General features: G+C 59.3%; 17 protein-coding genes. 3 read left to right on the top strand and 14 right to left on the bottom strand.

The genetic code is table 11. The features are described 5' to 3' along the window. Positions 1–60: 60 nt before the first annotated feature. Positions 61–2,022: a DUF3604 domain-containing protein gene (locus tag C3938_RS13195; RefSeq protein ID WP_105103744.1), complete on the top strand. Its 1,962-nt coding sequence runs from the start codon at positions 61–63 to the stop codon at positions 2,020–2,022. An 80-nt stretch (positions 2,023–2,102) separates the two neighbouring features. Here the strand turns inward: C3938_RS13195 and C3938_RS13200 are convergent, their stop codons facing one another. The 8 genes from C3938_RS13200 to C3938_RS13235 form a co-directional block, all read right to left on the bottom strand. Next, a complete protein-coding gene (locus C3938_RS13200) occupies positions 2,103–3,671 on the bottom strand; it encodes an arylsulfatase (RefSeq protein ID WP_105103745.1) in 1,569 nt (522 codons plus the stop codon). A 46-nt stretch (positions 3,672–3,717) separates the two neighbouring features. Beyond that, complete coding sequence (locus tag C3938_RS13205; protein ID WP_105103746.1) at positions 3,718–4,728, bottom strand: HAD family hydrolase; 1,011 nt, start codon at positions 4,726–4,728, stop codon at positions 3,718–3,720. A gap of 173 nt (positions 4,729–4,901) precedes the next feature. Continuing rightward, on the bottom strand, positions 4,902–6,188 hold the full coding sequence (locus C3938_RS13210; protein ID WP_105103747.1) for a BatD family protein: 1,287 nt from the start codon (positions 6,186–6,188) through the stop codon (positions 4,902–4,904). Beyond that, entirely contained in the window at positions 6,185–7,843 is a 1,659-nt protein-coding gene (locus tag C3938_RS13215; RefSeq protein ID WP_105103748.1) for a VWA domain-containing protein, read from the bottom strand. The genes C3938_RS13210 and C3938_RS13215 overlap by 4 nt, the downstream gene beginning before the upstream one ends. 2 nt (positions 7,844–7,845) lie before the next feature. After that, positions 7,846–8,856 (bottom strand): VWA domain-containing protein, encoded by a 1,011-nt coding sequence (locus C3938_RS13220; protein WP_199775605.1) that lies wholly within the window; start codon positions 8,854–8,856, stop codon positions 7,846–7,848. Then, positions 8,853–9,422: a DUF4381 domain-containing protein gene (locus C3938_RS13225; RefSeq protein WP_105103749.1), complete on the bottom strand. Its 570-nt coding sequence runs from the start codon at positions 9,420–9,422 to the stop codon at positions 8,853–8,855. Before C3938_RS13225 ends, C3938_RS13220 begins: the two co-directional genes overlap by 4 nt. Then, positions 9,409–10,368 carry a DUF58 domain-containing protein gene (locus tag C3938_RS13230; protein WP_233998896.1) on the bottom strand — a complete coding sequence of 320 codons (960 nt, stop codon included), beginning with the start codon at positions 10,366–10,368 and terminating at the stop codon, positions 9,409–9,411. The genes C3938_RS13225 and C3938_RS13230 overlap by 14 nt, the downstream gene beginning before the upstream one ends. Before the next feature lie 78 nt (positions 10,369–10,446). Further along, complete coding sequence (locus tag C3938_RS13235; RefSeq protein WP_105103751.1) at positions 10,447–11,460, bottom strand: AAA family ATPase; 1,014 nt, start codon at positions 11,458–11,460, stop codon at positions 10,447–10,449. A 106-nt stretch (positions 11,461–11,566) separates the two neighbouring features. On the opposite strand from C3938_RS13235, the gene C3938_RS13240 reads away from it, so the two are divergent. Both C3938_RS13240 and C3938_RS13245 read left to right on the top strand, forming a co-directional pair. Further along, positions 11,567–13,924, top strand: a complete 2,358-nt coding sequence (locus tag C3938_RS13240) for a multiheme c-type cytochrome (RefSeq protein ID WP_105103752.1) — start codon at positions 11,567–11,569, stop codon at positions 13,922–13,924. Positions 13,925–13,933: 9 nt separating this feature from the next. Then, entirely contained in the window at positions 13,934–15,451 is a 1,518-nt protein-coding gene (locus C3938_RS13245) for a phospholipase D family protein (RefSeq protein ID WP_105103753.1), read from the top strand. A gap of 29 nt (positions 15,452–15,480) precedes the next feature. Here C3938_RS13245 and C3938_RS13250 read toward each other — a convergent pair whose 3' ends face one another. From C3938_RS13250 to C3938_RS13275, 6 genes are all read right to left on the bottom strand, one after another. Then, positions 15,481–16,764, bottom strand: a complete 1,284-nt coding sequence (locus C3938_RS13250; RefSeq protein WP_105103754.1) for an OmpP1/FadL family transporter — start codon at positions 16,762–16,764, stop codon at positions 15,481–15,483. A gap of 79 nt (positions 16,765–16,843) precedes the next feature. Next, complete coding sequence (locus C3938_RS13255; protein WP_105103755.1) at positions 16,844–17,050, bottom strand: hypothetical protein; 207 nt, start codon at positions 17,048–17,050, stop codon at positions 16,844–16,846. A 176-nt stretch (positions 17,051–17,226) separates the two neighbouring features. Beyond that, complete coding sequence (locus C3938_RS13260) at positions 17,227–18,117, bottom strand: DegV family protein (protein ID WP_158681693.1); 891 nt, start codon at positions 18,115–18,117, stop codon at positions 17,227–17,229. Between the two features lie 211 nt (positions 18,118–18,328). Then, positions 18,329–19,240, bottom strand: a complete 912-nt coding sequence (locus C3938_RS13265) for a DUF4380 domain-containing protein (RefSeq protein WP_105103757.1) — start codon at positions 19,238–19,240, stop codon at positions 18,329–18,331. Positions 19,241–19,243: 3 nt separating this feature from the next. After that, a complete protein-coding gene (locus C3938_RS13270) occupies positions 19,244–21,901 on the bottom strand; it encodes a glycoside hydrolase family 3 protein (RefSeq protein ID WP_233998898.1) in 2,658 nt (885 codons plus the stop codon). Between the two features lie 335 nt (positions 21,902–22,236). Next, a complete protein-coding gene (locus tag C3938_RS13275) occupies positions 22,237–23,691 on the bottom strand; it encodes a sugar porter family MFS transporter (protein ID WP_105103758.1) in 1,455 nt (484 codons plus the stop codon). Between the last annotated feature and the right edge of the window lie 30 nt (positions 23,692–23,721).

Here is a 23,721-nt window from a genome sequence, read left to right on the forward strand (position 1 = left end):
AGTACAACCCGTGCCCTACCATGCGCCATACCAATGGAGCTTACAGATGGAGCTTACAGCATGATCCGACATTCTTCCCTAAACCTGGCCGCTGCGATTGCAATGGCGATGATCGTTGTGGCTTGTGGAGAGCGTGCAGAACATGATCTGTCTCCATCCGCCAGCGGTGAGGCATCTTCCGGGCCCCCCGCCAGTACATCCTCCGGTGCGGCCCAGTCTGATGCGGAAGATACGGATCGGCAATCGGCGCAACCCGAGTCCATTCCACGCAATGCGTACTTTGGGGATACCCATGTACACACTGGTTGGTCCGCCGACGCCGGGATGGATGGCGCCATCCTTTCACCAGAGGATGCATACCGTTTCGCTACCGGTGAAGCAGTGAAATCCAATACAGGATTGAAGGCCCAGCGCGTACGTCCTTACGACTGGTTTATGATCACCGATCACTCCGATGGTATGGGCGTCATCAACGAACTGGTAGCCGGTAATCCGGAAATGATGGCCGACAAGACCCTGAAACGATGGCACGATGCGTTGAAATCCGGCGATGAAAAGGCCGCGGCGGATGCCAAGAGTGAGCTGGTTGTCATGCAGTCTCAGGGCCGGCTGCCCAAGATCGTCATGGATCCCAAATGGATGAAATCCGCATGGGAAAAAACCGTGGAGGCCGCGGAGAAATATTACAAGCCCGGAGAATTCACCACCTTCATCGCCTACGAATGGACAGTGAATGCCGATGGCGGTGACAACCTGCATCGCAACGTGATTTTTCGGGATGACGCCAGCAAGACCCGCAATCTGCTTCCTCTCACCACCTTTGAAACCCAGGATCCGGAAAAACTATGGGCCTGGATGAAGGCCTATGAAGACAAAACCGGTGGCCGTGTGCTCGCCATTCCCCACAATGGCAACATGTCCAACGGCCGCATGTTCGAACAGAAGCGTTTCGACGGATCACCCATGACCAAAGAGTGGGCGGAAATGCGTGCGCGTTATGAACCTCTGTATGAAGTCACACAAATCAAGGGGCAGAGCGAATCACACCCCAGTCTTTCGCCGGAAGACGAGTTCGCCAATTGGGATCTGTGGGATCGCGGCAACCTGATTCTCGCACCGAAGCCGAAGGGATCGTTCCGCTACGAATACTGGCGTCCCGCACTCAAGGACGGGATGGTGATTGAAGAAACACTGGGGGTGAATCCGTTTCAATACGGTGCCAATGGTGGCGGTGATGACCACGTAGGCCTGTCCAATCCGGTGGAGAGCAATTTCTTTGGCAAGTTCAAATCCCTTGAACCAAGCAATAAGGAACGCTGGAAATTCCCACTGCTGACGGGCCCTTCCGGAAGTTACATGGGATGGGAGCAGTCGGCCTCGGGCGTCACCGGAGTGTGGGCAACAGAGAATACGCGGGAGGCGATCTGGGATGCCATGATGCGCAAAGAAACCTTCGCCACGACCGGTCCCTGGATGACCGTAAGATTTTTCGGCGGTTTCGACTTTAGCGAGCAAGATGCCAAGGGTGATCTTGTCGCCGAGGGCTATGAAAAAGGCGTGCCGATGGGTGGCAAGCTCACAGGCGCGCAAGACGGGCAGAAACTCCGCTTTCTGGTAGCGGCGATGAAAGATCCGGAAGGTGCAAACCTGGACCGGGTACAAATCGTCAAAGGCTGGGTGGATGGACGCGGGCAAACCCACGAAAAAGTGTACAACGTAGCCTGGGCCGGAAATCGCACCGTGGATAATTTGGGACATATCCAGCACGTGGGTAATACGGTAAACCTGGAAAACGCCACGTATGAAAACAGCATTGGTGAGGCCCAGCTGATCGGATTTTTCGAGGACAAGGAGTTTAATCCACAGCACAAGGCCGTGTATTACCTGCGGGTTATGGAAATTCCCACGCCGCGCTGGACTCTGTATGACAAGGTGCGCAACAAGATCGAGATGGATGAAAAGGTGCCGCTGATATTGCAGGAGCGGGCGTTCAGTTCACCCATATGGTACTCGCCGGAGTAAAAAGGGGGACCGATGTAAAAAGGCCCGCAGCATGCTGCGGGCCTTTTTACCGTGCTCGGATTCGTGGCGCTCGGAAAACGTCAGTTGCTGGCGCCGGCACCGGCCTTCAGCTGCTCCTCGATTTTCTTGAGGTTAAACGAGCCGGGAGTCTGACTGGGTGGGTACTGTTCCATGGATTTCAGGAATTTCGCGGCCATTTCCTGCATGGGGACCAGTACAAACGCTCTGTCCAGGAACCAGTCGTTGTACGTGTTGGCGTTGTGCTGGGCGCGTTCGAACGGATCGCGACGCAAGTTGAACAGAAGAGGAACACGCAACTCGGTGAACGGCTCCCGCCAGACTTCGAATGCCTTGCCGCGGTTTTCCAGGAATACCGCTTTCCACGCGTCGTAACGCATGGCCACTATCTGACCGTCGTCGTTCACATAAATGAACTCGTGACGCGGTGACTCGTCGACTTTACCGGTGAAATAGTCCAGCTGGTTGTGACCGTCAATGTAGTTTTTATAGCTGCGCCCGTTAAGGCTTACGCCCTTCAGCAGCTTTTCCTTGATGTCCGGCGCGCCAGCCGCGGCCGCCAGAGTCGGCAACCAGTCCTCGTGGGAGACGATACCGTTCAGCATTTTCCCCGCCGGAAATTTTCCCGGCCAGCGCACAAAGGCGGGCACCCGGTAGGCACCTTCCCAGTTGGAATTTTTTTCACTGCGGAAGATCGTAGTACCGGCATCGGGCCAGGTGTTGAAGTGCGGACCATTGTCGGTTGAATAGAATACGATGGTGTTGTCGGCAATATTCAGTTGATCCAGGAGGTCCAGCAGCTGGCCTACTTGTTGGTCGTGCTCGACCATACCGTCCTGGTAATTGTTACCCGTGGGGCCGGAGAGACCTTTGTGCTCTTCCTTTACATGGGTGCGAAAATGCATTCGGGTCGCATTCCACCATACGAAGAAGGGTTTCCCCGCACTCACCTGCTGCTTGATGAAGTCCATGGCCGCAGCGAGTGTTTCTTCATCCACCGTTTCCATACGTTTCTTGGTGAGTGGGCCGGTGTCTTCAATTTTTCCGTCGGCGGTAGCCCGAATCACACCGCGTGGTCCATATTTTTTCCGGAACTCGGGGTTCTTGGGGTAGTCGCGATTCTCCGGTTCCTCTTCCGCATTCAGGTGATACAGATTGCCGAAAAATACATCGAAGCCGTGATTGACGGGCAGATGTTCATCGCGGTCGCCCTGGTGGTTCTTGCCGAACTGGCCAGTGGCGTAGCCCAGGCTTTTCATAACCGTGGCGATGGTGACGTCGGTTTTCTGCCAGCCTTCTTTTGCGCCCGGCAGGCCAACTTTGGTCATGCCGGTGCGCACCGGTACGTTTCCGCCGATAAACGCGGCGCGTCCGGCGGTACAGGACTGCTGGCCGTAGTAATCGGTGAACGACAGACCTTCTTTGGCAATACGGTCGATATTGGGTGTCATATAACCCATCATGCCGCGGCTGTTGGCGCTGATGTTCCATACGCCGATATCGTCACCCCAGATCACCAGAATATTGGGCTTGTCCTGGGCGTGGGCCGCGGTGTTACATACAGACAGCAGGGCCGCCGCGGCGACGCTAAGCGGCACCCTCAGCAGCCGCCGCAAGTCGAGTCTCTTCATGTTTTCCTCCAGGGCATCACGTCGTGTTGCGTTAGTGCAATAGGTTTCAGGGTTTCTCGAAGGGGAAAACCACCTTCCAGTCATTCTTCATGTCAATCACGGTCCAGCCTTTTTTGCCGGCGTCATTGAGGCCTTTGTCCAGTTTTCCGATGTGTGAGTCGCGATCGTAGGCCCACTCGCGTTTGCCATCAGTGTGATGCAGTAGAAGACCAAACCGCGCGCCATCGCCGGCGGTGGTCCACTCCAGCATCTGGTAGTCGCCATCGGAGTTGCCGGAAGCAAATATGGGTCGCTGGCCGATGTACTGATGAATACCGACGGGCTTGCCTTCCTTGTCATCGATCAGATTGATTTCCGGCAGCTTTACAATCACCGGCTTGCCATCGCGTATTTCATATTTCGCTTTGATACTGGAACCCACCACCTGATCGGGCGGAATACCATACGTCTGCTCGGCGAACACCCGCATGAAATCCACTCCGCCGCCGGAAACGATAAAGGTCTTGAACCCCTTTGCGCGCAGGTAATCGAGCAGTTCCAGCATGGGCTGGTAAACCATCTCGTTATAGGGGCGATTGGTTTTGGGATGGCGGGCGGTTTTAAGCCATGCCGCCACGTCTGACTGAAATTTTTCCGCCGTCATATTGGCGTGGGTGGCGGCGAGGATTTTCATCAGTCCTTCCTTGCCACTGGCCATAACTTTTTCGGTATCGCCCTTGAGGATGGAGGCGAAGGGTTCCTGGGTTTTCCACTCAGGGTGCTGCGGTGCCATCTTCCTGACCTGATCCAGCGCGTAGATCAGCTGGAAATAGACCGGCTGCTCCGCCCACAGGTTGCCATCGTTGTCGAAGGTGGCGATGCGCTGGTCTTGCGGCACGAAGTCCGGTGAGCCGTCGCGGGTGATCTTTTCCACAAACCCGACAATGGCCTGTTTGGTCTTTCCCTCACTCCAGGAGGGCAATGGGTCGGAGTGGGAATCGGCGAGGCTTGCGGCGGCAGCCAAAAGCAGTAGCAGCGCGGTGACGACCGTGCTGTGAAGTTTTTTCCGAATTCCCATAGAGACAACTTCCCAAATACCGCAGTGAAGTACGTGTCTGAAATTGGTGCTTCTTAAACCTTAGTTCGTCTTTTCTGCTCCGGGCTATTCCGGGCTTTGGCATGAGATAATTTTTTTTTCATATCTGCAGCAAGTGAGAGTGACCATGTGGTTTTTCTGAGCGCCAAACCTGCTCAATGCGTTCCATTGGGATTCAGTGGAGGCAATTCCCCGGTTCGGATATCTGAACGGTTAGTCGACTTATAGTCATCCAGTGCGCGCTCGAGTTGCTGCCACAGGGGGCCGGCGCTTTCTGTGGCGGCGGTATTTCCGTACTGGGCGCGCCCGAGGTCGAGTAGGGCACCTGAAATAGCGGATTCCCGGTAGCCGGGCATCTTTTCCAGCGCCACCACGGCGGTGAGCGCGGCGGCGTAATTGCGCTGGCGGACCGCAAGTTGCAGCCGCTGCAACGCCGCCTGCCCCGTGGTTTGCCGCCGGACTGAACGTCGCTGGCGCAGTTGCGCAATGCGTCGAGGCAGACAGCGCCAAGCTCCCCATGCCGCAGCACCGAGCAGCGCGAGAATGATCAGCCAGTGTAGAAGGGATATCCGGCTGACCACTGAGGTACCTTTTACCCGCAGGTGTACCCCAGCGAGTGTCGCGGTCTGGATACGGCCGTCATCCAGGTTGTACCACTGCAGGGTTATCGCGGGCAGTTCGCCCCGCGTCGCGGCCTCGGCGATGTAGGTGATTTTTTCCACCCGGGTTCCGCCCCCATCGCCTCGCCCGTTGCCGTTGTCTTTAGTGTGGTCTTCGGCCCGGGGGGTATCCGCGTAAGCCGCGATGCCACTGGGTGCGGTGGTGTTCAGCATTTGCGGCACGAACATCACCGTGGAGCCCTGAATCCGGGCGGTCACGGTGCGGCTGAAACTGTCCCCGGGGCGAAGATTTTCCGGATCGCCGTCAATTTTCTGCTCCAGGGTGAGATCCCGGGCGGCGACGTAGGGGTTCAGGTGTTCCGCCCCCTTGGGAGCGGTAACGGTGAGCCTCTCCGCCGTGAGCGGGATGGTGGCGGTGATATCGTTGGTGCCGTCGGGACTGCGGTAATGCACTTCGACGCGGGTGGGCGGCAGCTGAAATATTCCCGGTGTCAGTGGTACCAGCCGGTATTCGCGAACCACACCCGACCAGGTGGAACCTGCAATAGTCTGGCTGGTGGAGAAGGTGGACTTTTCCGGCAGGCTCACGGACAGGTTGGGGCGGTCCAGCACCGGGAATTCCACCGGCCGGGTGAGCCAGCTAGGTACCAGTACGGTCACCTGAAACGTAACGGCCTGGCCGGGGACGATTTCTGTCTGCGACAGCCTGGTCTGGACAATGGGCTGGCTCTTTTTGCCGGGTTGCGCGCCGGCACCGGAGAAAAATGCCATGCAGACGAGCAGGGCGCATACAGCGCAAAACGGGTGGCGCCGGGCCTTCATGGAGAATCTCCACCGGCGCGTCCAGCGGCCGCCTCCGCTGCAAACCGTTGCTTCATGAACTCGCTGGTGCTGGTGTCCAGCGTCGACATCCACTGCTCGGGATTGACCGGTATCTGGTTTGTGGGTTGGTCGTTTGCCTGTACTTCTTTTTGTTGCTCCTTGTCGTAGCTGTCTTCATCACTCTGGGTCTGCTCGTCTTTCTCTTCTTCATCGCCGCGGGATTTTTTCATGTACTGCAAAATTTCCCGGGCGAGTTTCAGATTTTTTTCCGCACCGGGATATTTTGCGTCCATCTGCAGCACCCGCTCGAAACTGTTGATGGCGTCCTGATACTGGCCACTCTTTACCTGTGCCATGGCGCGGGTAAATATTGCCTCTGGGCTGTCCAGCATCGCTAGTGTGTTTGCCGCGTCTTCAAAATATCCGGCCTGGTACTGTGCGTAGCCGCGCCGGTAGGGATCGGAAAAAGCGTTCGCAGCGCGGGCATATTCCCGGCGCCCCACCAGCCAGTGGCCCAACTGGTCGGGTGTGAACAGGCGGGAGAGGAAAGCATTTTCCGGAGGGAACTCTTCGTGGGCGACCGAGGTGATCGGGGACTGGGCCGTGGTGATTGGTATGAACGAATAGACACTGCCAGCGAAACAGAGCAGCAGCGCAAGGTCCGTGCCAGCATGCTGGATTTTTTGCGCAGGGCGCTTACTCGATGCAGGCAACGCCCAGCCGCGGCGAAACCACAGCAGGGCAAGCAGTGCCGCGGGCCAGGCGAGCCACCAGCCGCGGTCGTTCCACTGCAGGTTACTGTCTTTTGCCATTGCCTGCCGGAAATTGCTGTCGAAATAGCGCGCGAAGCCGTCGATATCGCGGCTGTCCGGGGTGACGCGGGAAATCCGCGCAGTGGGGATCTGGTTCATGCCGGGAGTTTTTGCGTTTCCCGGCTGTAGTATCAAAAAACCCAGGCTGTTGTTACTGCTCCGCTGTTTGAACGCGGGCAGGTCGCGAGCCTCAATGCCATCGGTGAGGAACAGAATGCTCCCCGGTGTTTCTGCTTTTTCAAGAATGCCCTCGGCCGTGTGCAGTGCGCTGGCGGCGTTGTTGCCGTCCACCGGCATCACGTCTGCTTCCAGCCCTTCCACGTAGGGGCGCAGTAGGTTCTGGTCATCGGTGAGTGGCACTACCCTGTGGGCCGTGCCGGCATAGGCCACCAGTGCAGTGGGGGCACCGTCGCGGCGCGCCAGCAGGTCGAAAATTTTTTGCTTGGCCCGCGCCAGCCGGTTCGGCGGTACGTCTTTTTCGGTCATGCTCTGGCTGACCTGGATTACGATCACAAGCGGTGCGGTGCGCGCCATCAACGGGTCCGGCATGCGTGTCCAGCTGGGACCGGCGGTGGCCAGGGTCAGCAGTGCCAACAGCGCGGCAAGGCTGTCGACGGGAAGCAGGTGCGGCCAGCGCCGTTGTTCCCGCTGGCCGACGCTGAGGGCGCGTGCAAGATGTGTAGCGATATGTGGGGCGATATGTTCGGAGGCGTTGGGCAACGGGCTGTGTTGCGGGCGGCGCAGACGCCACCACGCCAGCAGAATGACGGGCAACAGCAGCAACCACAGCGGGCGCAGAAAATGAAACGCGCTGAAAAACGCGGAAAGATCCTCCGTAAACATATTCACGGGTTGACCTCCCGCAATGGTGTACGGTGTTCCAGTAGACGCAACGCCAAACCAAGCAGTGACAGTACCAGCGCGGCTGCCAGTGGCCAGTGTGCGAGGCTGCGGTGCGGCCGGTAAGTCTCACTGTCGATTTTTTTCGGCACCAGCGCATCAATCTGCCGGTAGACACTGGTGAGTGCCTGCTGGTCGTTGGCGAAATAGAATTCGCCACCGGTGCGGCGGGCGATGGCCTTAAGGGTTTCTTCGTCCAGCCTGTTTTCCGATTCCCCCTGCGGGTCACCCACGCCGATGGTGAGGATCCTGACCTGGCGCTGGGCGGCGATGGCGGCGGCGTTGAGTGGACTCATGCGGCTGGCGGTATCGCTGCCGTCGCTCAGTAAAATCAACAATCGCTGTTTTACCTCGCTGCTTTCGAACTGGCGGATGGCGAGGCCGATGGCGTCACCGAGTGCTGTATGCGGGCCGGCCATGCCCACATCGGTCTGTTGCAGCAGTTCCAGTACCGTGTCGAGATCGGTGGTGAGTGGCGCCTGCACAAACGCTCTACTGCCGAAAACGATCAGCGCCACGCGTTCCCCGGCGCGACCTTTGAGAAATTCCTCCAATACGCCTTTGACGCCAGCGAGGCGCTGCTGGCGACTGCCGTCGGCGCCGACGAAATCTTGCTGTTCCATGGAACCGGAAATATCCACCGCGAGTATCAGGTCCCGCGCCGGCTTCTGGATCGTGACGGCTTCGCCCTCCCGCTCCGGGCGCGCCAGTGCGGTGACGATGAATAACCAGATGAGAGCAGCGAAAATCCATTGCCACGAGCGACGGCCGCGCACGGTGGAGCCCGTGCCGGGTGTGAGCCCCAGGCGGTCGGTGATGCGCTGAAAAAACGGCACGCGAATCGCCGGCACCCGCTCGCGGTGCGGCGGTGTTAGCCACCACACCAGCAAAGGCAGCGGCAACAGCAGAAATGTCCAGGGTGCGGCAAAGCTGAGGCCAGCCAGCACACCGTTCACGGCGATGTCTCCGCAGGGGAAATGTTTTGCGGATGCGCTAGCGGCAGATAGTCCCTGCGGTGGTGGCGTATCCAGTCGCGCGCTGCGCGGGTGAGTGCGGGATGCGGCGGACAGTTGCGGTAGGCACCGCGCAGCAGTGTTTCGCCCACATCGCCCTTAAAGGCATTGCCCCGGTATTGTCGATTCAGAAACGCCAGCCAGTCTTCCCCGGTAAGGCCTGCGACCTGTTCTCGCGGATAGACCGCGAGTGCGGTGCGGCGCAGCAGGGCGGCGATCTGCGCGGGGTTGTCGCCGGCGCCGGCCAATGCTTTCAGTGCCGCACGCCGGTAGGCGTTGGCGCGGTAGTGGCGCCAGGCGCGCCAGGCCAGGAAGAGCACCAATACCAGCAGCAGTGCCAGCAGGGATTTGGCCAGTGGAGTCTGCGGCCACAGGGATACGGCTTCCGGCACCGGTGGCGGCACCAGTTGTTCGATCAGATCCGGCAATGTGGTTTCTGTCGGAGCCGTTTCTGCGGGAATGGCTTCTGCCGGAGTAGCTTCTGCCTGCGTAGTTTCAACCTGGGCCATGAACCGTCCCCTTCACCGGTGGCACCAGCCCCAGCAGCCGGCGCAGCTGTGGCAGCGTTTCTTCCGCAGCGGAGAGTGGTGCCAGTGGTAGCCCGTAGCGGCGCTGCCAGCGCTCAATGGCAACTCGGCGTTCGCGGTTGAAGCGGTCGAGCGCATCGTGGATGCCGCGGTCACTGGTATCCAGCGTTGCCTGCCGGTCGCCGTCGGATATAGCGCTGACAAATCCCCTCGGCATGCTCTCGCTACTGGGATCGGCAACGGGCATCAGGATCACATCGTTGTGGCGTGCGAGACCGGCGAGCACGCGATCGCTCGCGGGACCGATCACATCGAAGTCGCTGATCAGCAGGATCAAATGGTCGCGACGGGCGAGGTTGGCCACCGCCTGTAAAACGGTGTCGAGTGAGGTGGGGGCTGCGGGTGGCGCGTCGGCGTGCAGTGCGCCGTTGGCGTGGGCGAGTTCCGTGAGAAAGCGGATGAGGGCGCGGCGATTGCGCTGTGGACGCTGGGCGTATAGACCATCATCTCGCACCAAAATTCCGCCGACGCGGTCGTCCTGATGCAGTATTGCAAACGCGGCGAGTGCCGCAGCCTCGGCCGCGGTGACGGATTTCATTGCGTGTCGCGTACCGAAGAACATGGACATACGCTGGTCCACCACGATCAGCGCGGGGCGATCGCGCTCTTCGGTGTACACCCGCACATGGGGTTCACCGGTGCGCGCCGTTACTTTCCAGTCGATCGCACGCACGTCGTCTGTGGGCCAATACTCGCGCAACTCCTCAAAGTTGAGCCCCCGCCCGCGCAGGCGTGACGTGTGGCGCCCGGCCAAGACGCTGCGGGCGGGCTGGCGCGGCAGCAGGTTCAGGGTTTGTGCGGGGCCTTCCAGTGCCTGCAGATGGGCTAGGTCTACATGAATGCGTGGGTCCGTGGTTGTCGGCTTCACGGCGGCAGTCTTTACCCCGGCCCGGCTGTGATGGCGATGGCGAAGCGGAAATTTGAACATATTGCCGGTGGCTCGGCGTCAGGGCAGGGCGACGAGTTTCAGCAATTCGTCGATCACCCGATCGGCGCTGACCCCTTCGCCCTGTGCCTCAAAACTGAGCCCCAGCCGGTGGCGCAGACAGTCATGGATGACCGCATGGATATCCTGCGGATCCACATAATCGCGCCCCTCCAGCCAGGCGTTGGTGCGCCCGGCCTTGTCCAGGGCAATGGAGCCCCGCGGGCTGGCGCCAATCTCGATCCAGCGCGCGAGTTCCTCGGACAGGTTGGCGGGATAGCGGCTGGCGTCGATCAGGTCGGCCATGTAGCGCGCCATGGCATCGGAGACGTGAATGGCGGCGATTTCACGGCGCGCATCGAACACGGCCTGCTGTGGAATCACGTCGGCCGGTTGCCGCGGTTCTGTTGCGAGAGCTTCTGTATCGGCGGTGCCGGCCGCGGCCATTTCCTCGCTCCGCACCAGTTCGATCACCTGCACTTCGTCCTCTACCGGCGGGTAGGTGATCAATACGTGCATAAGAAAGCGATCCATCTGCGCCTCCGGCAGCGGATAGGTACCTTCCTGTTCGATGGGGTTCTGGGTGGCCATCACCATAAACAGCGGTGGCATCTTGTGGGTCTTGCCGGCAACCGTGACCTGCCGCTCTTCCATCGCCTCCAGTAATGCGGACTGGACCTTGGCGGGCGCGCGGTTGATTTCATCCGCGAGTACTATGTTGGCGAAAATCGGCCCGGGGTGGAAACGGAATTCAGAACCCTTACTGGGGGAAGTGTCGTCCCGGTACAACATATCGGTGCCGGTGACGTCCGCCGGTAACAGGTCCGGGGTGAACTGGATACGGTTGAAATCCGCCTCCAGGTTTTTTGCCAGCGCCTTGATGGCGCGGGTCTTGGCGAGACCTGGCAGCCCTTCCACCAGCAGGTTGCCGTTGGCCAGCAGGCCGATGATCAGACGCCGGATTACATCCTGTTGGCCGACGATTGCACGCCCCACGCCTTGTTCCAGTGCTGCAATCTGTTCCCGTGCCGACATGGTTGTCTCTCTCGCTGTATCTGTTTAACGCTAGCAGACGGGAAGCGGAGGACGACGACGTGAAAGACTATACTGCGTGCCATTACCTGAATAATCCGGAGATGCGATGCGGATCTCTTCCCTGGCGCTGCTGGTCGCGTTCTTACTGTGTGCCTGCGATAAGAATCTGGAGCGGAATACCGTCCCGGAGACTGGTTCTGATACTGCCCCCGGGAACCGGACCGTGCTTGTTGAGCGGGCTGCGACGACGCGAAAAACAACGCATGAACAAAGTAAAGGCCACGGTGGGGAGGTACCGGGAGAGGATGGCCACCCCGAGTATGTGGGCGCTTTGCAATGCGCGGGATGTCATCAGCAGCAATACGAATCCTGGCGGGGTTCTCATCACGATTTCTCCATGAAGACGCCGGGCCCGGACACCGTCGTGGGCAATTTCGACAATGCGACCTTCGATTACTTCGGCACCGAATCCACGTTTTACCAGCGCGACGGCAAGTACTTCGTGCGCACCGATGGACCCGAGGGCAAGCTACAGGAATTTCCCATTGCCTATACCTTCGGCGTTTACCCGCTGCAGCAGTACCTGATCGCATTCCCCGGAGGCCGCCTGCAGGTGCTGAGCCTCTCATGGGACTCCCGGCCGAAAGAAGAGGGCGGCCAGCGCTGGTTTCACCTCTACCCGGATGAAGAGATCAAAGCCGGAGACCCATTGCACTGGACTGGTATCAACCAGAACTGGAACTTTCAGTGCGCCGACTGCCACTCCACCAATCTGCATAAGAATTACCATCAGGCGTCACAGACGTTTGCCACCCAGTGGTCGGAAATCAACGTGGGCTGTGAATCCTGCCACGGCCCCGGTGCGCCGCACGTGACATGGGCGGGTTTGAGTGAGGCGGCGCGCAAGGCCGAGCCTGGCAGGGGGCTGGATATTTCCTATGCCGAGCGCTTGAATGCGCGCTGGGAAATGAATGCCGAGCGCGGCATTGCGCATCTTGCTGTTGGTTCCCGCGCGCAGACCCAGAAAGAAATCTCCGTCTGTGCCCAGTGTCATTCCCGCCGCGGTACCCAGTTTCCGGGCGTCCGGCCGCAAGATGAATTTCTCGATTACTTTCACCCAGCCCTGTTGAGTGAAAATCTGTACCACGCGGATGGGCAGATTGACGATGAAGTGTACGTGTGGGGCTCATTCCTGCAGAGCAAGATGCACGGCGCCGGCGTCACCTGCAGTAACTGCCACAATCCCCACAGTTTGAAAACGCGCACGGAGGGCAACGGGCTATGTGCCCAGTGTCACCTGCCGTCGAAATTCGATACCGCCGAGCACCATTTGCACCCCGTGGGCAGTGACGGCGCCCAGTGTGTCAATTGCCACATGCCCGCAAAAACCTATATGCAGGTGGATGCACGCCGGGATCACAGCTTCCGCGTGCCGCGCCCCGACCTGTCGGAAAAAGTCGGCTCGCCCAATGCCTGTATCGGCTGCCATACGGAGAAATCCAATCAATGGGCCGCGGATATCCTCAAGAAAAAATTCGGCGCCCCTGACCCTCATTACGGCGAGGTGATCTACGCGGCGCGTATCGGTGCACCGGGTGCCGACCAGGCGTTGCAGACGCTGGCCATGGATAAAACCCAACCCGACATCGTGCGCGCCACCGCGGTATCGCTACTGCCCCGCTATCTTTCCCGCCAGTCCGCGCAATTGCTGCAGATCATCGCGCAGGGGGACAACGCGCTGATGCACCTGGGTCTGGCGCAAGCGCTCGATCAGGTACCGCAACAGGTACGGCCGGCGCTGGCGATTCCGCTGTTGTACGAAGACGAGCGGGTGACCGCTTCGCTCGCCGCCAATGCGATCGCCGGTGCGCCAATGGACGCCTACCCGGAGGAAGTCGGCCGGCGTTTCCACACAGCACTCGCGGATTATGAAATCTCTGCGGCATTTAATGGTGACCGCCCGGAAAGCCTGGTAAATCTTGCCGGGTTGCGGGGGCGTGAAGGAGACCGCGTCGCTGCCGAGGCGTTGCTCGAGGAAGCTATACAGCTCGCCCCCTACTATGTGCCCGCGGTGATTAATCTCGCCGATCTGTACCGCAGTAGTGGTCGCGAAAAGGAAAGTGAAATCCTGTTACGCAATGCCCTGGAGGGCGCCGTCGACAAGGCCCCGCTACAGCATGCGCTGGGACTGTCTCTGGTACGCCAGCAGCGCTTGCCGGACGCACTGGGCTTTTTGCGGGAAGCCGCAGATAGCCAGAATGCGCCGCCGCGCTATGCGTATGTGTACGGTGTCGCCCTCCACTCCATGGGCGAACCGGACGCAGCCATTGCGTACCAAAAAGCCGCGTTGAAACGCTTTCCTGGCAACCCCGAAGTCCTGCAGCTATTGATTTCTCTCAACCGCGAGCAGGGAAATACGGAAGATGCCCAATACTACGAAAAGCAATTGCGTGGTGAACACTAGTTACGGAAGATGACCCGGACCTTGACGTTGCAACAATCACCCAGAACATCGCCCTATCCGGTATCCCGCGCACTGCCCTCGCCGGAGAGCAGTCATCTTGCGTGTGCCGTGCGACGCGAGATGAGCGAGCACCCGGCGGAACTCAGCGGCTTTTATCTGATGCAGGATGGGCTTTCGGCTTTTGCGGCCAGGGCCGCGCTTGTGCAAGAGGCCTGTGTATCACTGGATCTTCAGTACTACATCTATGAGGACGACAGCGCCGGACGTGTTCTCCTGAGCCTGTTACTGAAAGCAGCGGATCGGGGTGTCCGTGTGCGCCTGCTGGTGGACGACCTGGGTACGCGTGTGGTCAATCCGCTTGTGCTTACCCTGGATGAACATCCGCTGATCGAGATCCGCGTATTCAATCCGGTGACGGGCCGCTCCGGTATTCGCCGCGCGCTGGAGCAGGCGGCGAATTTTGGTCGTATCAATCACCGCATGCATAACAAACTGCTGCTGGCCGACGGTCTGGTGATGATCACCGGTGGGCGGAATATCGCCGATGGTTATTTTTCGCGTGCAGATGTGGAGTTTCTCGATGTCGACGTGATGGCGCTTGGGGGTGTCGTGCCGGATGCGGAACAGGTATTTGATGATTACTGGAACAATCCGGTGTCGGTTCCGGTGAGCGAACTTCCACTGAATAGTCTGGATGAGCGGAACCTGGACGATTTGCGTTGTGAGGTAAGCCGGTTTCTTGAGAGCGAAGCGAAGTCGGAATTTACCCAGGCGCTGCGGCAATCGAAAATAGCCAGTGAAATGCTCGCGGGTGCCATTCCTTTCCAGTGGGGGAAGGCCACTCTATTGGCCGATCCTCCGGACAAAGCCCTGTGCCGGGATAGTATCCCGCGTGAAAAATTTCCCGGATATCAGCTTGAGAAAACCATCCGCGACAGCCGCGCGAATCTGCGGATCAGCGCTGCCTACTTTATTCCAGGGAGTGTGGGCACTGCTCTGTTCACCGAGCTACAGGAGCGCGGAGTGAACGTGGACATCCTCACCAATTCCCTATCCAGCAATGACGTCGCCATTGTGCACGGCGCTTATGCGCGCTATCGCAAGAAACTGCTCCGGCGGGGCGTGGACCTCTGGGAATTGCGTCGCGCTCCCGGTGAAAAGCGCCGCAAGCGTTGGTTTCAGGGGGAATCCCGCGCAACGCTGCACGCGAAAACCTTTATTATTGACGATGATCTCGGCTTCGTCGGTTCCATCAATCTCGACAGTCGGTCAATCCTGCAGAACACGGAAATTGGTCTGTTGATGGAAAATGAAGCGATCAATCGGGAACTGAACGCGTTGTTCGAGGATTGGGTTGCTGGGGATTCCGCGTGGCGTGTTTCTCTGGACGCGCGCGGAAACATTCGTTGGCGTGCGCGCGACGATAACGGCGGGTTGATGCTGGCAACCAAAGACCCCGACACAACCCTGTGGCAGCGTACCCTTTCCTGGGCGTTATCCTGGTTGCCGATCGAGTCTCAGATCTGAACTTCTGAGGGAGGGCGCACGTTGCCTGGTTAAAATTCAAATTGCACGGAACCGCCTAAAAAGTGCAGCGCCGTGTCTTTGTATGTGCCTTCCAGTCTTGGATTGAAAGGTGGGCGCCCGGTCTGGTCTATATCGAGATCACCGGACCAGAGGAAGGTATAACCCAAGTCCAGCGCCAGGCCTGGACAGAGTTCTTTGCCTGCCCCCAATCCAAATCGGTATGCCTTTCCGGTGACCAGGTTGGCGGTAAGATTGGATTCATTCTGCATGGAACTGTCAAATGCGAATCCGGTAGACAGATTCCAACCCTGGAGAAATCCCTGGGAAAAAGCGTGACGGATACCCAGCGCTACATGACCGGTGTCCTCATAGCCCTCATCGACAAATACCCTGGTCTGATCCGGGTTGTCGAGCGCCAGGGTCAAACCGGAAAATTCCGACCAGTCCTGCCAGGCGAGATTGGCATAAAGTGTGATGGCAGGGGTGAGTTGTTGCTGCAGACTGGCGGTGACAGTCGCAGGAACGGTCATGTCTATTTGGGTGCGCGTGCCGTTCAGTTGTGAAACCACCGGCTCGAACAGTGGGCCGAAATTACTCAGACGCAGATTGTCTTTGAAAGTGAGATCCACTTTTGAGGTGTAGGTGATGCCGAATGTGGTGCTCGCTACCGGGCGGTAGATAATACCTACATTGCCACCGTAACCGACATCGATGTCTTCGTATTTCAGGTGGGCATTTTCCGGAATCAACCCGGCCCGGGGGGCGGAAACATATTCAAAGAATGCGCCCATCACATTCAAACCAGCGCCGATAGACAGGCAGTCGTTGATTTTCCAGCTCAGGGAGGGAATCAGGCTCATGCCGATCAGGTCGGATTCCTGTACAAACCGTCGTCCTGCCCAATCGCTGTCGTAATCGAGCCCCAGGCCGAAGTTGCCTGCCATGGCAACACCCCAGCCAAGATTTTCCGAGAACGTACCCGCGGCATACGCACCGCCACCCGGGAACCAGCCCACCGGATTGCCTCCGTCGTTGCCGGGTACATTACTTTCGCCACCGTTGGTAAAGCCCACGTCCCCGTAAAGCGCCTGAGCGGCGACGCGTACTTGGGTTTCGTCGCGCCACACGGTTCCTGCGGGATTGGTAAATGCCGTGGCGGCGTCTTCCGGCATGGCCGCCCAGCCCGCGCTGGCGGTACCCAGTGTGGGCGTGCCAATTTCCCAGAGAAACAGGCCGCCGGCATGGGCGGCGGGCACGCACAGCAACGCGGTGACCGTGGATAGGGATATGTAGATGCGGCGAGAGCTTTTCATTTCCTGTCCCTTGGCTGGTTTCTCACAGGTAATTGATCATGAGGATGCATTCCTTCGCGAGGAAAGCGCCTACTCAGGATTATGGAAGCAGCATGATCAAGTTCAGGGGATATTTCCGCCCGCCTTCCATTGGGCCGACGCGGTTGTCCCAGTTGTTCTGGAACGGAACACTGATCAGATCGGAGACGGGGTTGCTGAGTTTTTTGGCGAGGTCGGCATCGGCGATCACGTGGGGACTGGCGATGGCAACAAACAGAGCGATCAGCACGGCGAAATTTCGGTACATCTCTTTCACCTGAGTGGCAAAGTCGTAAAACGGCTTTCCTCAGTCTAGCGGTACCGGGTGGTATTTGTTTTCCCGCGTCGTCGTTGGCAACGTGGAGTGGTGTTTTTGTCTATGAGGAGAAATATTCAAGCGACGCCCAACCAAAATGCGACGCCGCCTGAAAAACTCAGCGAAAATTATCTGGCGGCGATGGCCAGCGCTACGGTGCCGGGGCCGAGGTTGATGCCACCGGAAAGGCTCATGACTGAACGGTAGATTTTCACCTTGTGTTCGGCGGCCATTTTTTCAAAGGCCTTGAAGCCTGGTACGAGATCGAGATCTTTCAACGCACCGGCAATACTCACCACCACCGCAGGCATCAGCAGGGACTTGCCGACGATTTTTTCTTCCGCGAGTTGAAACAGGCGCTCGCTGCAGGCGTCGTAGGTTTTCACCGTATCCGCCACCGCGGAACCCTCCCAGGTCATGGACAGGATGGGGTGCAGGTTCAGGGATCTGGCCATGAAGGCTTTCAGCCAGCTCACACTCTTTTCATTTTTCTGGCGGCCGCGCTCGCGCAGATAGTACACATCCTTGATTGCGGCGTAGCCTACAATCTTGCGCCCGAATTCCTCTGTACGGGATTTGATCTGCGCGCCACTGAGCCCTTTCTGAATCAGCGACAGAGTGAACAGTGCCAGCAGCCCCTGACCGGAGAAAAGCGTGTGGGAATCTACGGTGTGAATCCTGACGCCTTCACCTCCCAGCCGCTTGGCGACATTTTGCGCGTTGGCATAGGTGGGACTGTTGGCGGCGTTGATGGTCTGGACAACGATGTCCTTCTGCCCCTGCTGCACCAGCTTGGAAAGTACCTGTTCAATCTCGGGTTCACCGGCGGGACCGGAGTTTACCTGGCGGGAGCGATCCACCAGGGATAGCGAGTAGAAGTGGTTCATCTGCGCCGGATTGCGCTGATCACCAAATACTTCGCTACCGACAGTTACGCTGTGAGGAAGAACGGGAATTCTGAATTTACGCAAAAATTCATCGGGCAGGTCGCAGCCGGAATCGACGACTAACTGAACCATGGGAGTACCTCTTATTGTTCGGTTCAATGTCGGAAAAGTCGCCAAATGTAGCATTTCGTCACAATTTACGACAGTTTCAAACTGGCCTTTTGGCTTGACATAAGTGACTGGCCGGTTTCGCATCCCAAGCGGCAGCCGAGGCTGCGGCCCGAGATTTTGTGCGGCGTCGCACCTTAAAGCTGCTGTGACTTAAAGCGATTGATACCGTTATTCAGGGGAACGATGCGAGTGCAATCTGCTCGCGGGCGAATTGCAGCAGTGCCGGGGATCCGGCGTGCACTTCCAGTGTGTCAGGAATCGGAGCGACCAGCCATTTCACCGACCAGTTGAGCCCTTCACCGCGTTTCAGATGACGTGCGGCACTTTGCACTTCCAGTTCCAGATAAGGTCTTTCTCCGCTGAGATACAGCTCGATATCCCCCTCGCCGGTGGCCAGTTCGCGCAGGGCGACTTTCGGGTAGACCTTGAGATACAGCAGCCCGTCCACCGCATAGGCCAGCCATCCTTCGCTGCCGTTGGCGATGATCTTGCCTTCCACCAGCGAGGTCTCATCCGGCATGGACAGCCACAGCGCATCATTTTCCAGCGTATAGGCCATACGGCCGCGTACGGTTTTCACCGTGTCCGCGCCGACCGGGGCAAAGGCGAGGCCGCGGTTCGGCACCCGGGTGATTTCCCAGGCGGCGATTTCCGGAAAGTCCCTGTCGGTGTCGATGCGATAGTGCAGGGTGGCGCTCCGCCCACTGTTCAGCGTGACGGTTTTTCTCACCCGGGCACCTGCGCCAAACGTGCCGATGACGGTGGCGGAGTCAGCTTCCTGTGCGGACACGGTGTAGGGTGACGTGTCGTGCTCTGGAACCGGCGGCCAGTTCCAGAGTGACTGCGGGCTCAGCCAGAAGGTGGAACCGAAGCTGTTTTCACCCGGCTCCGGCACCGCCAGCAGATCGCGCTCACCGTACCGGAACTCGGTGATGCGGCCGCCGAAACCGGGGTCCAGCGCTACAGTGAGGGAATCTTTATTGAGCCTGATGGTGTCGTTTTCCGTGGCGCTGGCGGCAACCGCCAGCAGCGCGGAGAGACTCAAGGCGAAGATCGGGTATTTTGACAAACGCGCTATCGCCATGTCTCAGCTCCCGCAACGAATCTGGGCCTGATCACCGGCGCCGGGCACGAACTTGATATTCGCCACCGCTATCGCCAGTTTGCCTTCGCTGTGCAGCGACAGTCCCTGAGAGACTCTGGAAAAATCCACACCGGCATCGGCAAAGCATTGCAGATCGATGGAAATTTCAGACCAGTTGCCACGGGGCAGGTCGTTCAATGCGCTGTGCAGGGGCAGGGAGCCGCCGCAGTTGCTACCCGCGCAGCGGATCTGCGCAAATACCGCAGACTCCGGTGCCTGATCGACACGGACATCCAGGGTAAGTGCGGCGTTTTCATCGAGATAGCGGCTCAGGTTTTGGGGTTTTTGAGTCTGCAGTACCACGCTGCCGGCCCGCAGTCCCTTCCAGCTCAGCGCGCGCGCATCTTCCTGGGACAGCATGTCGATGGAGGCCACGGTGATGTTGTCGTCGGCACTGTGGGCAAGATTGCCATTGACCCACAGTGGGGGCAGCTCTCCATCGGCAATAAACAGTTTCCAGGGGGCCTGCGGCCGCGACACCATCAGCCAGGCGTCTTCCAGCTTGCCATCCACATAGGATTCACCGTCTTCGTTCAGGTTGTTGGCCAGCTGCACGTCGCTCGAGTAATCGAGACCGTAGCCGTAGGCGAACAGAGGCTGATAGTCGGCATCGTTACGGTTGATTACGGTCTGATGAACGCGCTCCGGCCAGCTGAAGGAGAGACGACCGGTAAAATCGTAGCGCTTGTGGCCTTCGGCATCGGTCAGCAGTACATCGGCGACACCCGCGCCTTCGGAGCCCGGGAGCCAGGCGGCGACAAAAGCGTCGGACAGGTTCAATTCCTTGTTTACCCACAGCGGGCGGCCGGAGAGAAACACGCTGACCACCGGAATATTCCGCGCCTTGAGTTTCTGCAGCAGCTCCTGATCCTCCTTGCTGCCCAGCTGATATTCGATACTGGCGAGGTCCCCGTGCCACTCGGCATAGGGGTCTTCGCCGTAGACCACGATCGCCACGTCGGGTGTTGCGCCGTTACTGAATGCGTTTGCGTCCAGCTCGCCATGTTCATTCAGTACCACCTCGCCACCGGCGGCATCTACCGCCTGTTTGATACCGGTATAAATGGAGGTGGCGCCGGGGAAGTCTTCGGCGGTGTTGCCGGTGCCCTGCCATGAAATGGTCCAGCCGCCACTCTGTTTGGAAATATTGTCTGCGCCACTGCCCGCTACAAGGATTTTTTTGCGGGCGTCGATGGGCAGCAGTTGGTCGTTATTTTTCAGCAGCACCAGGGATTTGCGCACAGCTTCGCGGGCGATGGCGCGGTGCTCGGCACTGCCCATAATGCCGCTCTTGCCGGCCAGCGGGCGGTCGCGCTCGAACAGACCCGCGCGGATTTTAACCCGCAGGATCCGGCTCACCGCGTCGTCGATGCGGCTCATGGGAATTTCGCCACTCTGCACCTGCGCAATGGTGTTTTTCAGCAGCGCCTTCCATTCGGAGGTAATCATAAACATGTCGAGCCCCGCGTTGACCGCGGCGGCGCAACTGTCGACGGTACAGCCATCCACAAAGCGGTGGCCGTTCCAGTCACCCACAACGAAGCCATCGAAGCCAAGGCGGCCCTTGAGCACATCGGAGAGCAGATATTTATGTCCGTGCAGGCGCTTGCCGTTCCAGCTGTTGAAGGACGCCATTACCGACTGAACACCGGACTCCAGTGCGGTGATGTATCCGGCGGCGTGGATGTTGGCCAGCTCCTGTTCGCTCACGGCGGTGTCGCCGCGGTCGATGCCGCGGGTGGTACCGCCGTCGCCCACAAAGTGCTTGGCGGCGGAGATCAGGTGGCGGCCATCGAGGAATTCGTCGCTGTTCTTGTCGCCCTGGATGCCCTTGATCATTTCACGGGCGTAGGCGGCGACGATCTCGGGGTCTTCAGAGTAACTTTCAAAGGTTCGACCCCAGCGGTCGTCGCGCACCACGGCGATGGTAGGGGCGAAGGTCCAGTCCACACCGGTTACCGCCACTTCGCGGGCAGTGGCTTCGCCGATGCGGCGGATCAGTTCCGGGTCGCGGGCGGCGCCGAGCGCAATATTGTGGGGGAACAGGGTCGCGCCGATCACATTGTTGTGGCCGTGCACCGCGTCCGAGCCCCAGATGATCGGAATGGCCACGCCGCCGTCACTGGTGTCCATGGACGCGGCAAAGTAGGCGTCCGCGAGCTTGCGCCAGTCGTCCGGGGTGGCGAATTTGTCATTGTTGGGGAAGGTGCCACCGCCATTCAGGATGGAGCCGATGTGGTACTGCCTCACCTCATCCGGGGTAATGGATTTGATCTCCGCCTGCATCATCTGTCCGACTTTTTCTTCCAGTGTCATCCGGGAAAGCAGATCGGCGACGTGGGCTTCGAGTTTCTCGTCCCGGGGCAGGGCGGGTTCAAGCGCCGGCCAGTTTTCCAGCGAGTACGTCGTCGCGGCGTTATCTATCGGAGCCTCCGTCCTAGCTTCAGGGGGAGCGGTGTCTGTGCCCATGTCACGCTGTCCGGATTTTTCGCAGGCCGCCAGTGCCACGGCGAACACAATGCAGGCGGTGAGGCGTCGGGTGCAGAGTCCTGCGAGAGTGGAGGTTTGCCGCGGGGGGAGGTTACCGGTTGAATAAGTCATGGTCGCTCCGGGTTGGATTTATTGCAGGTTCGGAAAAAAGTGGGCGCTCCCGAGAAAGGGTGAGAACGGAAACGCCCACAAGTTCGGACCTCTTGGCCCTGGGGATCGGTGAATACAGTGGCAACTCGCAATCGGATCGACCGCTTCGCGTCCCCGCTGTTAAGACGTGTGAGGCGCTGATTCGGGCCCCATCCGGCCGTCGATTCGGGAAAAAGATGCGTCCCTGCAAAGTGATCGCCAATCCGCTGGCCGACAAGGTGTGCATGGAAGATGTGCATGGAAGGTGTGTGAGGGGGCGTGCCCCCTCTGAAATAACGACGAAGCCGTGACGCCGATCAGCCGCGCATCTGCTCCAGCTCCAGCCCTTTAGTCTCGTGCACCATGTACAGCACGAACGCCACGGAAAGCAGCGCAAACAGGGTGTAGATACCGTACGCACCCGCCAGGCCGATACCGGTCAGCATGATCGGGAAGGTCATGGTGATGGCGAAATTGGCCACCCACTGTGCCAGACCGGAGACCGCGAGGCCGGAGCCGCGGATCTGGTTGGGGAACATTTCACCGAGCATGGTCCACATGGCCGGGCCCCAGGAACCATTGAAGAAGAACACATAGGCGTTGGCGGCGATCAGCGCCAGCAGACCCATACTCTGGGAGAGCTGCAACTTGCCATCGACCAGGGAGGAGTTGGCGAAGGCAAAAGCCACCAGACCCAGGGTCACCGCCATACCGATGGAGCCCACCAGCAGCAGTGGCTTGCGGCCGATTTTGTCGATCAGCGCCATGGTGATCAGGCAGGCCGCGATACTTACGCCGCCGGAGATGATATTGATCATCAGCGCATCCGACTCGGAGAAGCCTACCGCCTGCCACAACACCGCCCCGTAGTAGAACACCACGTTGATGCCTACCAGTTGCTGGAACACCGCGAGACCGATGCCTACCCAAACGATTTTGCGCACCTTGCCCACGCGCTGGCCGGCGCTTTCCAGCAGGTCCGCCATGCGCGGGCGGTGATCGCCGGCCACGGATTCGCGAATACTTTTCAGCTTTTCTTCCACCGCCGCTTCGCCGTACAGCTTGCGCAGTACCGCGGTGGCGCGGGAGGTCTGTTTGGACAGCACCAGGTAGCGGGGGCTCTCGGGAATCAGCAGCAGGGCGAAGAAGAACAGCGCCGCCGGCGCGATCTCGATCCAGAACATCCAGCGCCAGGCGTTGTAGCCCATCCACCACTCGTTGACAGCGGAACCGGCGGTGTTGGCCAGCCAGTAGTTGCTGACGAAGGCCGCGAACAGGCCGGAGATGATGGCGATCTGGTTAATGGTGATCAGCCGCCCGCGAATCGCAGCCGGCGCAATTTCACTGATATAGGCCGGGGACATCACGCTGGCAGCACCCACGGCGAGGCCGCCCAGGATGCGATAGAACACGAACTCCTGCGAACTGGTCGCGATTCCCGAGCCCCAGGCGCTGACCACGAAAAATACTGCGGAGATCAGCAGCAGCGTCTTGCGCCCCCACAGATCCGCCAGGCGCCCGGCGAAGAACGCGCCCACCGCGCAGCCCAGCAGCATGGATGCCACGTTGAACCCGGTGCCGGCGGTATTGGAGTTGAACGCCTGCTGCAGCCCGGTGACGGTGCCGTTGATCACACCGCTGTCGAATCCGAACAGAAAGCCGCCAATGGTGGCGACACCGCAGATCAGGATGATGAAGGGGAGGGGGGGAGCATCTTGACGGCTCTGGGCGCTGCCCTGAAGGCCGTCGATGGTATTCTCAATCGCTTGCATGAGTGACTACCTGCATTTTTATTGTGGGCG

The organism is Microbulbifer pacificus (genome assembly GCF_002959965.1).
Classification (GTDB): domain Bacteria; phylum Pseudomonadota; class Gammaproteobacteria; order Pseudomonadales; family Cellvibrionaceae; genus Microbulbifer; species Microbulbifer pacificus_A.

Excerpts from the sequence above, each read along its gene's own strand:
- C3938_RS13195 (WP_105103744.1), top strand. The coding sequence starts at position 61 with ATGATCCGACATTCTTCCCTAAACCTGGCCGCTGCGATTGCAATGGCG.
- C3938_RS13200 (WP_105103745.1), bottom strand. The coding sequence starts at position 3,671 with ATGAAGAGACTCGACTTGCGGCGGCTGCTGAGGGTGCCGCTTAGCGTC.
- C3938_RS13205 (WP_105103746.1), bottom strand. The coding sequence starts at position 4,728 with ATGGGAATTCGGAAAAAACTTCACAGCACGGTCGTCACCGCGCTGCTA.
- C3938_RS13210 (WP_105103747.1), bottom strand. The coding sequence starts at position 6,188 with ATGAAGGCCCGGCGCCACCCGTTTTGCGCTGTATGCGCCCTGCTCGTC.
- C3938_RS13215 (WP_105103748.1), bottom strand. The coding sequence starts at position 7,843 with ATGTTTACGGAGGATCTTTCCGCGTTTTTCAGCGCGTTTCATTTTCTG.
- C3938_RS13225 (WP_105103749.1), bottom strand. The coding sequence starts at position 9,422 with ATGGCCCAGGTTGAAACTACGCAGGCAGAAGCTACTCCGGCAGAAGCC.
- C3938_RS13235 (WP_105103751.1), bottom strand. The coding sequence starts at position 11,460 with ATGTCGGCACGGGAACAGATTGCAGCACTGGAACAAGGCGTGGGGCGT.
- C3938_RS13240 (WP_105103752.1), top strand. The coding sequence starts at position 11,567 with ATGCGGATCTCTTCCCTGGCGCTGCTGGTCGCGTTCTTACTGTGTGCC.
- C3938_RS13245 (WP_105103753.1), top strand. The coding sequence starts at position 13,934 with ATGACCCGGACCTTGACGTTGCAACAATCACCCAGAACATCGCCCTAT.
- C3938_RS13250 (WP_105103754.1), bottom strand. The coding sequence starts at position 16,764 with ATGAAAAGCTCTCGCCGCATCTACATATCCCTATCCACGGTCACCGCG.
- C3938_RS13255 (WP_105103755.1), bottom strand. The coding sequence starts at position 17,050 with ATGTACCGAAATTTCGCCGTGCTGATCGCTCTGTTTGTTGCCATCGCC.
- C3938_RS13260 (WP_158681693.1), bottom strand. The coding sequence starts at position 18,117 with ATGGTTCAGTTAGTCGTCGATTCCGGCTGCGACCTGCCCGATGAATTT.
- C3938_RS13265 (WP_105103757.1), bottom strand. The coding sequence starts at position 19,240 with ATGGCGATAGCGCGTTTGTCAAAATACCCGATCTTCGCCTTGAGTCTC.
- C3938_RS13270 (WP_233998898.1), bottom strand. The coding sequence starts at position 21,901 with ATGACTTATTCAACCGGTAACCTCCCCCCGCGGCAAACCTCCACTCTC.
- C3938_RS13275 (WP_105103758.1), bottom strand. The coding sequence starts at position 23,691 with ATGCAAGCGATTGAGAATACCATCGACGGCCTTCAGGGCAGCGCCCAG.